The sequence below is a fragment of the Nostoc sp. genome (assembly GCF_036917755.1).
GTDB lineage: Bacteria > Cyanobacteriota > Cyanobacteriia > Cyanobacteriales > Nostocaceae > Nostoc.
This window is the reverse complement of record NZ_JBALFC010000047.1, coordinates 1-13,146: the sequence shown is the minus strand read 5'-3', so window position 1 is coordinate 13,146 and position 13,146 is coordinate 1. Positions and strand designations below refer to the sequence as shown.

The following is a 13,146-nucleotide window of genomic DNA, read 5'->3' as shown; positions in this document are numbered from 1 at the left end:
CTTTGTCCTCTTTACCCAAATTGTCCAAACTGAATCAAAGTATTTTAATTTGGCAGTGCTGCATCCATTTTACTAGCGCACATGAAAAAGCTCTTGTACTGGGAGCAGAGGTGCGATCGCCCACAAGGGACGTTCTCTTCCTTCTTTTCCTTCTCTTCCTTCTCTTCCTTCGCGGTTCGTTAAAAAAAAATTCACTTTGACAAACAGTTAAGCCTTAACCCAAGCGTATTGAGTTATGTAACTAAAAGCCCACATTGTACCCGATCAAGGGGTCAATGTGGGTAATTTACGCCAGTAACACGAATGACAGTCTAGCGAAACATACTACTGACTGAAGTATCTTCATGAATCCGCCAGATAGTTTCTCCTAAAAGATTAGCTACAGACAGCACCACTAATTGTGGAAAGCGGTTGTTTTCTGGTATGGGAATCGTATTTGTCACAATGACTTCCTCAAACAAGCCACTGGATAACCGCTCCATCGCCGGTGGAGAAAACACCGCATGAGTTGCACAGGCGTATACCTGACGCGCTCCTTCTTCACGCAGTAATCGCGCCCCTTCTGCGATCGTGCCCCCAGTGTCGATCATGTCATCCACCAACACTGCCGTTTTGCCTTTAACATCGCCGATGATATTTAACACTTCGGCAACATTATGTGCCTGACGACGTTTGTCAATAATTGCCAGTGGAGCATCATTCAGTTTTTTTGCAAATGCCCTAGCTCGTGCTACACCACCAACATCGGGGGAAACAACCACCAGGTCGGGCAGTTGTTTGCTTGCTAGATAATCCAGCAATACTGGCGAACCGTAAACATGGTCAAAGGGTATATCGAAATAGCCTTGAATTTGAGCCGAGTGTAAATCCATTGCGAGAACGCGGTTGGCACCGGCTTCAGTGATCAAGTTAGCAACCAGCTTGGCGGTTATTGACTCTCGTCCTGCCGTTTTGCGATCGGCGCGGGCGTAGCCATAGTAGGGAATTACTGCCGTTACCTGTCGCGCCGAAGCTCGACGACAGGCGTCAACCATAATCAATAATTCCATCAAATGATCGTTCACAGGTTGACAACATGGCTGGATTAAATAGACATCACAACCCCGAATCGATTCTTGGATTTGAACGTAAAGTTCTCCATCCGCAAATCTTTTGCGAATCATTGGCCCCAAATCCATGCCCACATAACTAGCGACTTCTTGAGACAGTTGTATATTGGCAGAGCCAGAAAACAGCCGCAGGCGATGATTATTCGTTAGTCCTGTTACAGATGGTTGCACTTTGAAAGTTGCAGAACTGAGCACAGCAGATCCTCTATGTGCATTCATAGCAATATTCTCATTAGAGATTTAATAGATTTAACCGAGAAATCGCTTAAAAAAACATCTGTGAGTTTTGTTGAAGCTTCCATACAAAATTAAAACATTTTTCCATAAAATTATAATTTGCTAATTGTCTAATTTTCTAAGGTTTACAAGCTATTGATAGCTTAACGGACATCAAGACCGTCCACTAGGTCTATAGTTAAAATTTTTTGAGCTGAGGTAAATAACCCAATCTCTTAAAAATTGGTTTGCTAGATAGCTTCTGCTAACTACCTCATTTATAACTTAAGTGATATTGAAGTTTGTTCTTATAAGAGTATAACACTTCTGTCTAAGTATCCAAAATGTAGCTTATTGTTCTACTAATTACGCATTGACAAAAAAGAATATGTCTATGATTCTCTAGCACTGAACATAATTTACTCACGTATAAATTTTTAGATAAAGATTGTATAAAAATGTATTTTTTAATATCAAAATATTACCCAACAAGGCTACTATCAGCTTGGTAAAAAGTTGTAAGTAATTTTACTAAGATAAATAAATTTCAAAAAACCAGGGAAAGTTGTTCAATCTAATTCTCCTGACACAGGCAGGCGACAGCATACTTATGAACTCTCGACCGACTTCAGTAGTAGAAAAATCTTTACTGCCATAGCAACTAGTTCCAAGAAGTCGGCGTACTGTTTAGCTGCCATGCGACCGCGACAATGGACAAAAAACCTGGTGGTGTTTGCAGATTCTGTACGATGGTTACTGAACGAATGGCACGCTTGTAAAGCCCAAAGGCTTGTGTAGCCTCATTCCCAGCCGGGAGGCTGGGAATGTATTCTCATAGGCTCTGCCTCTGGTCAAGCCCCTGGAGGCGGCAGCCCTCCCAGAATCGGTTAAGAGCCTGGAGGCTCTTAAACAGTGAGGGCAGGGGCTATATCTTTTCTTAGTGCCATTCGCTCAGGAACCATCGAACGCTGAATAAGCGTCTTGATTCTGACTCCTGAATTCTGACTCCTGAATTCTCCTTCAAGCAGTAGGAAACAACCTTGCCCTGCTGGGGATATACCCATTGGGTATAGTAGAATATTGCCGCAGGTAACTGTATGTCGCCTCTTGGACTTAATCTTTGTGGGTGACTTTCTCCTCAGTTGCTACTACACTCAATCATTCGATCATGCAACCACCCATTACAGTTGGCACTGTCTTGCAAAACCGTTACCGCATAATTCAAATTCTCGGACAAGGAGGATTTGGTAGAACTTATCTGGCAGAAGATCAGAGGCGTTTTAACGAACTTTGCGCGATCAAGGAATTGATTCCAACAGCAACGGAGGCTTTGGCTTGGGAGAAGGCACAAGAGCTTTTTTACCGAGAAGCGGCTATTTTGTATCAAATACAACACCCACAAATACCTAAATTCCGGGAAAGATTTGAGCAAGACCAACGCTTATTTTTGGTGGAGGACTACGTTGCAGGTCAAACGTACCGAACTCTGCTGGCTGAACGTCAAGCTATGGGTCAAACCTTCACAGAAGCTGAAGTTTTGCGGCTGATACAATTATTGCTGCCTGTTTTAGAGCATATTCACAGTCGAGGGATTATTCACCGGGATATCTCGCCAGAAAATATTATTTTGCGAGATAGTGACGCTAAACCTGTATTAATTGACTTTGGGGTGGTAAAGGAACTGGCAACGCGTTTACGATCGCCAGAGAGTGCAATGCCAGAAACCACTGTGGGAAAATTAGGCTACTCTCCTAGTGAACAAATGCAAACAGGGGGAGCTTATCCTAGTAGTGATTTGTATGGATTAGCGGTGAGTGCAATTGTTTTGCTGACTGGTAAAGAACCAAGGGAGCTATTTGACGAAAACCAACTAACTTGGAATTGGCAACGGTGGGTAAGAGTTAATCCGCGATTTGCCTTGGTTTTGAATCGAATGTTGAATCATATACCGAGCGATCGCTATCAAAGTGCTGCTAATGTATCCCAAGCACTGCAATCTCTGGCTCAACCCAGTGTTTCTACTCCCGATGTATCGAACTTGCAAACAATGGCTGTTGGTCGCCGTCCTCAGCTAGTACGACCAGCAACTTCGCCCAGGAAACAACCCGATCCTGTGATTCCACCAAGTTCCACTAGCTCAGTCTTGGATAATCCCTTAGCGATCGCCGCAATTGGCGCTGCTGTAGTGATCATCGCGGGATTTGGTTCTTGGGCGCTGGTAAGTTCCATCCGCAGTCAGCCGAAAACACCACCAACTGAGACGCTTCCACAAAATTTCCCTTCACCAGTGATTTCTGGTGGTACTACATTCACACCCACACCCACACCCACTAACGATCAACCTGTTGTATCTACTAAGCGCCTCAATCTGGCAGCATTTAATAACACAGCCACGGTTCAAGATACTCTCAAAACAAATCAAATAATCCGGTACACTTTTTTTGGTCAGGAAGGTGACAAGTTAACTGCTTTTATTGACCCAAGAAACAGCGTTTTGCTAACAGTCTTAAGTCCTAATCAACAACCAATTAATAATAATGCCCAGCAAGTAACATCTTATGAAAGCACATTACTGGTTACTGGTAGATATACTATTGAGTTAACACTGGTTTCAGGAGTAGCCGAAAGCAATTACAATCTCAATGTTGCATTAGAAAAACCAGTCAAACCAACACCTACAGAAACACCCTTCCCAATTCCGACAGAAACACCGATTCCAATTCCCACAGAGACACCAATTCCAATTCCCACAGAAACACCGATTCCAATTCCAACAGAGACACCCTTCCCAATTCCGACAGAAACACCCACCCTGCTTCCTCCGAGTGGTGAAACGCCAACTTTTCCCCCGGTTGATGGAACACAACCGTTTTCTGGCCAAAGAAATTAATGTTAAACACACTATTGATTACTGGAACTGATACCGAAGCTGGTAAAACTGTTTTAACAACAGCATTAGCAGCCTATTGGCAAAAATATTATCCGCAGCGTAGCTGGGGAATCATGAAACCGATTCAATCGGGGATTGGCGATCGCGAGTGGTATCAAAAGCTATTTACACTAGAACAAACCGCAGAAGAAATTACACCTTTATACTTTCAAGCACCTTTAGCTCCTCCGATAGCAGCAGCACGGGAAAACCGCCGAGTAGATTTAGCACTTGTGTGGCAAGCTTTATCTAAATTGCGATCGCATCGTGATTTTGTGCTTGTAGAAGCCTTGGGAGGATTAGGTTCGCCAGTAACAGAAGAATTAACGGTAGCCGATTTAGCGGGAGAATGGCGTTTACCAACGGTATTGGTAGTGCCCGTTAGATTAGGTGCGATCGCTCAAGCAGTGGCGAATGTAGCATTAGCTAGACAATCGCGCGTCAATCTCAAAGGCATTGTTTTGAACTGCGTACAACCCCGAACGGATGCAGAAATAGCCGACTGGACACCACAGCAATTGATTCAATCACTCACCAACACGCCAGTTTTAGGCTGCTTGCCCTATTTAGATAACCTGACTGATTTAGATAAACTTGCTCAAATAGCATCAGATTTAGATTGGGAAACGCTGACATTTTAAATTGGGGATTGGGCATTAGGTATTAACAGTAGCGTTATTTAGAAGTGACCGACGAACAGAAACGTCAGGCGATCGCTAAATTGATTTTTTGTATCGGCTCAATAAGTAGGGGTAGCGCAAGAAAATTATGATTTTAGAGGTCGTGCGGCATTATAGAATATGATGCATGATGCAAAAGCAGTTGACGCAGATACCAGTAGATAGGCTCCTGCAAACCATCGACCCAAACAGCCCACCCCTGATTGTTGAGCCGATACCAAAATTTGCTTGAATACTTCCCAATATTACTGAGTGCGTAGAGAATAAGTTTATGTCTAAGAAAATTGAAATTTTCCATTCTTTGAAAGTAGACAGGTTTTTATTAGCAGTTGTGATCTTGACTTTTTGTTCTTGTCTGTATGGAATTAATTGGGGTATAGTCGAGTCTTGGCATCCCGATCAAATGGCATTTAAAAACTTATTTCTTGCAGGGAAAATGCCACTAAATCCTGGCGAATTTTTAAAGCCACCATTCTATACATATTATATTTTTTTTCTAGATAGATTCCCCTTAGGACTTTTAGGTACAATTCTACATATACCTCAAAATACTCTTGATTTTATTATCCTTATTTGGGCGCAAGTTTTAACAGGTTTTCTTTTTTTAGGTTCAATTGTCCTAGTTTTCCAAATTACCAAAAATTTTTTTGGTTTGTTTTCTGCTCGAATTATCACAGTTGTTTTTGCTACTAGCGCTACCTTTATAGTTCATATTCACTATTTAACGACAGATATACCAGTAACATTTGGCATGTTACTAGCTTTTTACTTTAGTCAAAACATACTGTTGCATGGAGGTTTACGAAACTATATTTTAGCTGGCTTTTTTACGGGTATTGCTACAGCTACTAAATATAATGGGTTGCCTATAGGACTAGCAATTGTTTTGGCTCATATTTTTTCATTGAATTATTTATTATGGAAAAAATTACTTTTTAGCAAGAAATTAATAGTAGGATTATCTATGGTAGTTATAGGTTTTATAGTAGGTAATCCCTTCGCAATACTTGATTATCCCACTTTTCGATCTGATTTTTTGTATAACTATATTATTACTCCTGTATACGAGGGGCAACACACAGGCAATTCTTATTGGAAATTTTTTGTAACTATTCCAACGATTATTGGGTGGCCATCAGTTGTTATTTTCTTTATAGCTATCTTGATTTCTATTTATCTAGTTTTTTCTAGGAATCAAAACTGGATGGAAAAGAAAGCTATGTTATTACTTATGGGTGTATTTTTAATTTATTATTATAAGTTTGGTTCTTTTCCACGAATAGTTCCTCGTTTTGTGCTGCCTATCGTACCTTATTTACTAATAATGTCTGCGCCATTTTGGGAAAAATTAAGAAATAAGAGGGTAGCTGTATCAATACTTCTAATAGCTTTAATCAGCTACAACGTACTTTGTAGTGTAAATGTAGGCAAGAGTTTTGTAGAAGAACCAAGAATGATAGCTAGGAAATGGATTAAAGAAAATATACCAAAAGGTAGCTCAATAGAACAGACAACGTATACTCCAGATATGAGTGAATTGCCTGAGATGAAGTTTACAGTTGTAAGAATGCCGTTCATTGGAGGAAGATATAGAGTATTTAAACAACAATTTAAAGACAATAAATGGCTTCTGGAAAAACTAAAATTTGCGGAGAAAGAGCCAAATGAACAATGGTACTCTCTCAAAGAGTTAATATCCAGAAAACCCGATTATATTTTGATAAACTCTATGACTTTTGGTAGGTTTATAAGGGGAAGAGCAGGCTTATATTATCCTACTAGTAAGCAATTTTTTAATAACTTAATTAGTGAAAAATATCCTTATAAAATCATCTTTGATCAGGAACTAAAAAAAACTCCAATCTGGATGTACCCTCAAGATATAGAATTTCTTGATAATAGGATGATTATTTTGGCTAGAAAAGACACCTAATTGGTCACTTTTCACCCATTTTACAATCAAGGCAAAGGTAGAAGGTTTACAACTGGTGCAGTCACAGTTTTGACATAACTCGGTAATACCTTTGTCAATAAGACGTGCAATGGTGAGTAAGGATGAAATTAACCTAACTCTAGTGACACATCAGGCAGGATTTACCTGCCTTATTTCATCTTTGGGACTAAAACACCACTTCATTAGCAGCTTTGTCTGTGCGAAATATGAATAGTTAAAGACGTTTTTAGAATTACCAAATGGTATTCCTTGCCTGACGGTACGCTGCGCGAATACACGATACATTTACACGGTGTATTGATATTAAATGTCATCCAAGTGCCATATCTTAGTCACAGAAACGTCACTGGCATAAGTTAGTTTGTCGGTATTTGATTAACAGTAAATTAGTTACGCCTGATATCATGATGCTTTCTTTTGCGGTGGCGAGTGCAGTCTGTGGCAACGGTAGCGAAGTAAATCTAGACTTTGCTAACTTTAGCTGGATTGACGTGATTATTTTAGGCATCGTTCAGGGAATTACAGAACTACTGCCAATTAGCAGTACTGCTCATTTGCGGATAGTGCCAACTCTACTGGGACTGAAAGATCCGGGGTCTGCTTTTTCCGCAGCAATGCAGTTAGCTAGTTTAACTGCTGTTTTAGTCTATTTTTGGCAAGACTTAAAAAAATTAACCGGAGAGACAATTAGAGCAATTAGCAGGCAAGACTATCAATCTAGTTCTTTGCAACTGATGTTAGGTTTATTGATAGGAACTTTGCCCATTGCTGTGGCTGGTGTGCTACTCAAACCAATTCTTAACGCTTGTAATTCACCAATACGAGGGTTAGTAGTTATTGGTGCGGCTTCAATTATTATGTCAGGATTGCTGGCGATCGCTGAAAAACGCGGAGGACGCGATCGCACTTTCGACAACCTCAATCTCTGGGATGGCATTTGGGTAGGAGTTGCTCAAGCTTTTGCCCTCATCCCTGGCGTTTCTCGCTCTGGTTCCACCCTCACCGCCGGGTTATTTTTGGGCATGAAACGGGAGACATCAGCCCGATTTTCTTTTTTGTTGGGCTTACCAGCCGTGATTTTGGCAGGTGCTGTAGAACTCCACACACTTACGAAAGCCGGACTGAGTGCGGCTGGTTGGTTGACTTTGTTGGTGGGCTTAATCTCCGCCAGCATTTCCGCTTTTCTAGCAATTTGGGGACTCCTACGCTACCTGGAAAAACACAGTACCTTGATTTTTATTTTCTACCGCTTGGCAATGGGTGTATTTTTGATAGTTGCTGTGATGGCTGGTTGGTTGCAAAATTGATTTGAACTGATAATGGAGTATTAAGCTGAAAAACATCTAATTTGCATAACCAAATTAAACATAATTATTGTGGGGTGGGCATCTTGCCCGCCCTAATGGGAGCAAGTTAAATGTAGAACAGCTTAGTAGCATCGGAACAGAAAACTGAGAGCAGCAGTATTACATGAATAATCCAAAAGTTTTTCGGCACTAAAAACATTCTTTTATCTTGAAATGAGTGGGGAGTGGGGAAACTAAGCCGCTTAACATCGGGCGAGGCTTAAAACCAAGTTTTCTATCTCTAGTTTTCTCTTCTGTTCCCCACTCCCCACTCCCCACTCCCTACTCCCACCCCGAAAGGGGTTGTGAAATTGGTATAACAATATGGACATAAACCCGATTGACCTAGTTGAGCCGGAAAACGATGAACCCGAAACGTCAGCTAACCGCGAAAAACGCAAAAGTCGTTTAAATAGTGCTGTTGCAATTGCAGTTGCATTGATCGCAACCTTTATGGGAATCTGCAAAGTCAAAGACGATAATCTGGTTCAGGCAATGCAGCAAGCTCAAGCAAATAAAGTTGACGATTGGGCGTTATACCAAGCTCGTAATATTCGTGAAGAAATAGCCAAATCTAATGTGACGCAACTCAAATTGCAATCTGTTTCTCAACCTTCTCCGGTGAGGGCTGACTATGAAAAACAGATTGCGGCTTATCAAGTAATTGCTGATAAAGAAGACCAGAAAAAGCAGGAACAGAAGGCAGTTGCCGAAAAAGATCAAACAACCTATGACCAGCTGAATTACCATGACGACCAGTTTGACCTAGCTGATGCCTCCTTATCGCTCTCTGTCTCGCTATTTGCCATCACATCTCTATCTCAGAAAAAATGGTTGTTCTACCTCGCCTTGGTTCCAACTATATTTGGCTTGGTCATGGGCTTATCTGGATTATTAAATTGGCAACTACACCCCGATGCCTTGACCAAATTACTATCCGAAAATTTTTTAGAAAAGCCAGCCGAAAAAAAAATAGTGCTTTCCACTCGCACTTCACCAAATCCGAAAGTGTTGTGAATTGAGTGATTGAGAAGATTCTGATTCTTCCCCATTCCCTACGATAAACTAGGAAAATAAACTTGCGTTAGCTGTACTTAAACTAGTTTGTCTTTATAATGGTTTCTACCTTTCCCAATCCCTCTTCTGTTGACCTATCTCGCATCCGACTGACAATCCGTTCATTGCAACCGCAATTAGTAGAGTGGCGGCGGCGATTGCATCAACAACCAGAGTTGGGTTTTCAAGAAAAACTGACGGCTGAGTTTGTATCACAAAAGCTGCAAGAATGGGGAATTGAGCATCAAACTGACATTGCCCACACTGGCATTGTTGCCACCATCAAAGGTAGCAAACTTCCCACTCCCCACTCCCCACTCCCCACTCCCCAAGTTTTAGCGATTCGGGCAGATATGGATGCTTTGCCAATCCAAGAACTCAACGAAGTGCCGTACAAATCGCAGCATGATGGAGTGATGCACGCTTGTGGACATGATGGACATACTGCGATCGCTTTAGGTACAGCTTACCATCTCCAGCAGCATCGCCAAGACTTCTCTGGTATCGTGAAAATTATCTTTCAGCCAGCAGAAGAATCACCAGGAGGCGCAAAGCCGATGATTGAAGCTGGAGTTCTGAAAAATCCTGATGTTGACGCGATTATTGGTTTGCACTTGTGGAATAATTTGCCCTTGGGAACAGTGGGTGTACGTGCTGGGGCGTTGATGGCAGCTGTGGAGTGCTTTAACTGCACAATTTTGGGCAAAGGTGGACACGGCGCACTACCCCATCAAACTGTTGACTCGGTAGTAGTTGCTGCCCAAATTGTAAATGCTCTGCAAACCATTGTCGCTCGGAATGTTAATCCCATTGATTCAGCAGTGGTGACAGTGGGCGAACTTCATGCTGGAACCAAGCGGAATGTGATTGCTGATACAGCGAGAATGAGTGCTACTGTCAGGTATTTTAATCCTAGTTTGAAAGGCTTTTTCAACCAGCGCGTCGAGCAGATTATTGCTGGAATTTGTCAAAGTCATGGTGCGAGTTATGACTTAGAATACTGGGCACTTTATCCACCAGTAATTAATGATATTAAGATAGCAGAATTGGTGCGAACAGTAGCAGAAGAAGTGGTAGAGACCCCGATGGGTATTGTGCCAGAATGCCAAACTATGGCTGCTGAAGATATGTCATTCTTCTTGCAAGAGGTTCCCGGTTGCTATTTCTTTTTAGGTTCTGCTAACCCCGCGAAAGATTTGGCGTATCCCCATCATCATCCCCGGTTTGATTTTGACGAAACCGCCTTGGGAATGGGTGTGGAAATATTTGTGAGATGTGTGGAGAAGTTTTTGAATTAATTGAGTAGGTGTAAATTAGCTGTTTTTTTACCCTGTTTAATTTACACCCAACTTTCCCAAGAAATTTCTCTTACTTATCGCATTCGCTCAAAGTCGCTATCAGATGAAACATGTAGCAGCTATCCAGAGGTCATTTTCACTAATGCCTATGGTATTTAGTTTGGTTTTTTTACGTTTATTTTTTTCTTTTGCGGCGAATTGTTTGATAATTTCTGATTTAAAATCACCGTAGATTTCTGTTGTTTCTTTGTCGATTCCGTATAGGTTAATTCGTTTGAGAAATGCATTGATTTTTATTAAATTAGCAGCTTTTTGATGTGAGTTTTGTGCCATAAAGTGCAACTCACCAGCAACAATAACACTGATTGCTAATTGTATCTGACCAAGCGATCGCAAGTGATTTACAACGCTAGACACACCTTCCATCAAGAAGGAACAGTGATTAGTATCCAAGAGATACATAATTAAAATTCTAGAGGTATCCGACTGTCATGAACTAGTTGCAGGCATTCTCTAATATCTGAACCTTCCCAACTGCCCACAAATTCTAATAAATCTTCAGCAGTAGAACCTGTTAAGGTATGCTCTGTTGTAACCGTTTGAGCAGATTGGCTATCTGAAGATATGCTGTTTGTTTGATGTTTGGCTTGCAAAAATTGCACAAAATCTAAAATTTCCTGTAATAAGGGTTCAGGTAATTTTTCTAGTTCTTGATTAATTTGTTCCTTAGTAGTCATTATTAGCCTTGTGTTTACAAGGTTGAAAAACTGGGTATTGATTTATATATTACATTTATATATTATCTAATATTGAAATATTGATTTCGGCTTTTTGTGTTTGCCAAGCGTGCGCCTTAGTGCATCGCCTATTTAAACAGTGCCAGGTAACGAAAAGCGAGAACCTGCAAGGCTTCGTGGAATATATCTTGTTCACAAAGTTTTACAAATCTCGAAAACCTTTATAGATTACAATTTACAAATCTGGACGCGAGAGAAAAATTATTTTAATGGAGTCGTAAAAAGTCTGCATTAAGGGAGATGTGATGTAAAGACAGTGAGGGAAATGTCCCTGGGTAGAGTCTAGCGAATAGTTGTATTCATTTCTTGATAGCCAAGAGTCGTTATTGCGCCAGCCTAAGCGATCGCCCAAAAGATACTCCGTTTTATAATCTACTTTGCCACCGCATTCTAGCCAAATGCGTTTTTGTACGCTAAAGCCAAAATGACCATTGCTGTATTTTACCCACAATTGGTCAATTGTGCGTAAGTCTGTGCAGGGAAAATTTTCAGTGGATTCATAATTAAGCCAGCCTTGCTGTTCTCTTTTGGCTACTTTCAGCATGACTCTGGTGGTTTCTTCGTCTGCTGCTTTCCATTGACCCGCTTTGAGTAAATTTTCTAGATTTTGGTAATTTACCCCTACATCTGAAGCTAATATCACTTCTGTTAGATTAGTTTGCGAGGAGGAGAGTAAATTCAACCACTTTTCCATTGTCTGGGGCCGGTCTTTTGCCTCTAATGCCATGCCTTGCAGAATCGCTTCATTTACCGCATCGCTGAGACTGGGGACAAGTTGCTTTGGTGGTACTAATTCCTCTTGGTCATACTTACGGTTAAAGGAATTGGTGGGGCGTTGTCCAGTAATGGCATAGTACAATGATCCAGCTAAACAGTAGATATCAACTGTTGGGTGACGGATTCCTTTGTGTATTAACTCATAAAGTGCGAATGCTTTGTTACCAAAAGACCTAGACAGGGTACTCGGTGGGGACATATCGCCGGCAATACCAAAGTCTATCAACACCGCTTTGCCAGAGTTAGGAATCCCTGAATTAAAGTTGAGCATAATATTAGGAGGAGTGACATCAAGATGTAAAACTCCTTTTTTATGTACATCTACCAAGGCTAAACCCATTTGGCGGATGTATTTTATAGCTTCAGTTTCGGCTAATTTCCCTTGGTCTTGCACGTATTGCCATAAACTCTGACCTGCTATATATTGCATCTCTAAGCAGTAGCGACCATTTTCTTCAACAAAAAAGTCGAATACTTGCACAATATGAGGATGTGAGTCTGGACAACACATTGCCAGCATCTGTGCCTCTTTTTTGAAGCGTTCAACATACTTGGGATAGTCTGGATCGTTTTGGACGCTGATGTTGGGGGTTTTGATGACAACTCGGCGGTTTAGCTTGGTATGCATCGCTTGGTAGGTAACTGCAAAACCGCCACCACCCAAGTATTTTTCTATTTTGTATTTGCTGTTGTATATTAGCTGTCCGTCTCGCCAGAACATATACTCACATTTATTGATGGCTAATGTTGATTCTGACACGCTTTTTGTGAGTTATGGTGGTTGGCGTTGGTAAATTAGTAAAGCTCACGCAGAGGCGCAGAGAGGAAGATTGAGGTTTTGTGGCAACTGCTGATCTAACTTAGGACTTATGCAGAAGAGATCCCCCAACCCCCTTAAAAAGCTATTCATTATAAACATCTTTCTTCACAGAAAAATTGACAAAAGCCAGAGATTGTGTATTTTCTATAGGAAGACCTAAGCAT

The 13,146-nt window shown here is 41.1% G+C and carries 11 protein-coding genes; 6 read left to right on the top strand and 5 right to left on the bottom strand.

The annotated features are described in order from the left end of the window. Positions 1-72: 72 nt before the first annotated feature. Together V7L05_RS11540 and V7L05_RS11535 are read right to left on the bottom strand one after the other, a co-directional pair. Positions 73-195 carry a hypothetical protein gene (locus V7L05_RS11540; RefSeq protein ID WP_335164286.1) on the bottom strand — a complete coding sequence of 41 codons (123 nt, stop codon included), beginning with the start codon at positions 193-195 and terminating at the stop codon, positions 73-75. 116 nt (positions 196-311) lie between these two features. Next, positions 312-1,328 carry a ribose-phosphate pyrophosphokinase gene (locus V7L05_RS11535; RefSeq protein ID WP_335164285.1) on the bottom strand — a complete coding sequence of 339 codons (1,017 nt, stop codon included), beginning with the start codon at positions 1,326-1,328 and terminating at the stop codon, positions 312-314. A gap of 1,165 nt (positions 1,329-2,493) precedes the next feature. On the opposite strand from V7L05_RS11535, the gene V7L05_RS11530 reads away from it, so the two are divergent. The 6 genes from V7L05_RS11530 (at position 2,494) to V7L05_RS11505 (ending at position 10,588) form a co-directional block, all read left to right on the top strand. After that, on the top strand, positions 2,494-4,215 hold the full coding sequence (locus tag V7L05_RS11530; RefSeq protein WP_335164284.1) for a protein kinase domain-containing protein: 1,722 nt from the start codon (positions 2,494-2,496) through the stop codon (positions 4,213-4,215). Further along, complete coding sequence (gene bioD / locus V7L05_RS11525) at positions 4,215-4,895, top strand: dethiobiotin synthase (protein ID WP_335164283.1); 681 nt, start codon at positions 4,215-4,217, stop codon at positions 4,893-4,895. Before V7L05_RS11530 ends, bioD begins: the two co-directional genes overlap by 1 nt. A gap of 310 nt (positions 4,896-5,205) precedes the next feature. Beyond that, complete coding sequence (locus V7L05_RS11520; RefSeq protein ID WP_335164282.1) at positions 5,206-6,867, top strand: ArnT family glycosyltransferase; 1,662 nt, start codon at positions 5,206-5,208, stop codon at positions 6,865-6,867. A gap of 425 nt (positions 6,868-7,292) precedes the next feature. Then, positions 7,293-8,195 carry an undecaprenyl-diphosphate phosphatase gene (locus V7L05_RS11515; RefSeq protein ID WP_335164281.1) on the top strand — a complete coding sequence of 301 codons (903 nt, stop codon included), beginning with the start codon at positions 7,293-7,295 and terminating at the stop codon, positions 8,193-8,195. Positions 8,196-8,558: 363 nt separating this feature from the next. Continuing rightward, positions 8,559-9,251: a DUF4337 domain-containing protein gene (locus V7L05_RS11510; protein ID WP_335164280.1), complete on the top strand. Its 693-nt coding sequence runs from the start codon at positions 8,559-8,561 to the stop codon at positions 9,249-9,251. Between the two features lie 98 nt (positions 9,252-9,349). Continuing rightward, a complete protein-coding gene (locus tag V7L05_RS11505) occupies positions 9,350-10,588 on the top strand; it encodes a M20 family metallopeptidase (RefSeq protein WP_335164279.1) in 1,239 nt (412 codons plus the stop codon). A 99-nt stretch (positions 10,589-10,687) separates the two neighbouring features. Here the strand turns inward: V7L05_RS11505 and V7L05_RS11500 are convergent, their stop codons facing one another. The 3 genes from V7L05_RS11500 to V7L05_RS11490 form a co-directional block, all read right to left on the bottom strand. Beyond that, positions 10,688-11,050: a type II toxin-antitoxin system VapC family toxin gene (locus tag V7L05_RS11500; protein WP_335164278.1), complete on the bottom strand. Its 363-nt coding sequence runs from the start codon at positions 11,048-11,050 to the stop codon at positions 10,688-10,690. 2 nt (positions 11,051-11,052) lie between these two features. After that, positions 11,053-11,325 (bottom strand): DUF2281 domain-containing protein, encoded by a 273-nt coding sequence (locus V7L05_RS11495; RefSeq protein WP_335164277.1) that lies wholly within the window; start codon positions 11,323-11,325, stop codon positions 11,053-11,055. Positions 11,326-11,560: 235 nt separating this feature from the next. Further along, a complete protein-coding gene (locus V7L05_RS11490) occupies positions 11,561-12,922 on the bottom strand; it encodes a serine/threonine-protein kinase (protein ID WP_335164276.1) in 1,362 nt (453 codons plus the stop codon). Positions 12,923-13,146: the final 224 nt, after the last annotated feature.

Coding starts and splice junctions, on each gene's coding strand:
- V7L05_RS11535 (WP_335164285.1), bottom strand. CDS start 1,328: ATGAATGCACATAGAGGATCTGCTGTGCTCAGTTCTGCAACTTTCAAA.
- V7L05_RS11530 (WP_335164284.1), top strand. CDS start 2,494: ATGCAACCACCCATTACAGTTGGCACTGTCTTGCAAAACCGTTACCGC.
- bioD (WP_335164283.1), top strand. CDS start 4,215: ATGTTAAACACACTATTGATTACTGGAACTGATACCGAAGCTGGTAAA.
- V7L05_RS11520 (WP_335164282.1), top strand. CDS start 5,206: ATGTCTAAGAAAATTGAAATTTTCCATTCTTTGAAAGTAGACAGGTTT.
- V7L05_RS11515 (WP_335164281.1), top strand. CDS start 7,293: ATGATGCTTTCTTTTGCGGTGGCGAGTGCAGTCTGTGGCAACGGTAGC.
- V7L05_RS11510 (WP_335164280.1), top strand. CDS start 8,559: ATGGACATAAACCCGATTGACCTAGTTGAGCCGGAAAACGATGAACCC.
- V7L05_RS11505 (WP_335164279.1), top strand. CDS start 9,350: ATGGTTTCTACCTTTCCCAATCCCTCTTCTGTTGACCTATCTCGCATC.
- V7L05_RS11500 (WP_335164278.1), bottom strand. CDS start 11,050: ATGTATCTCTTGGATACTAATCACTGTTCCTTCTTGATGGAAGGTGTG.
- V7L05_RS11495 (WP_335164277.1), bottom strand. CDS start 11,325: ATGACTACTAAGGAACAAATTAATCAAGAACTAGAAAAATTACCTGAA.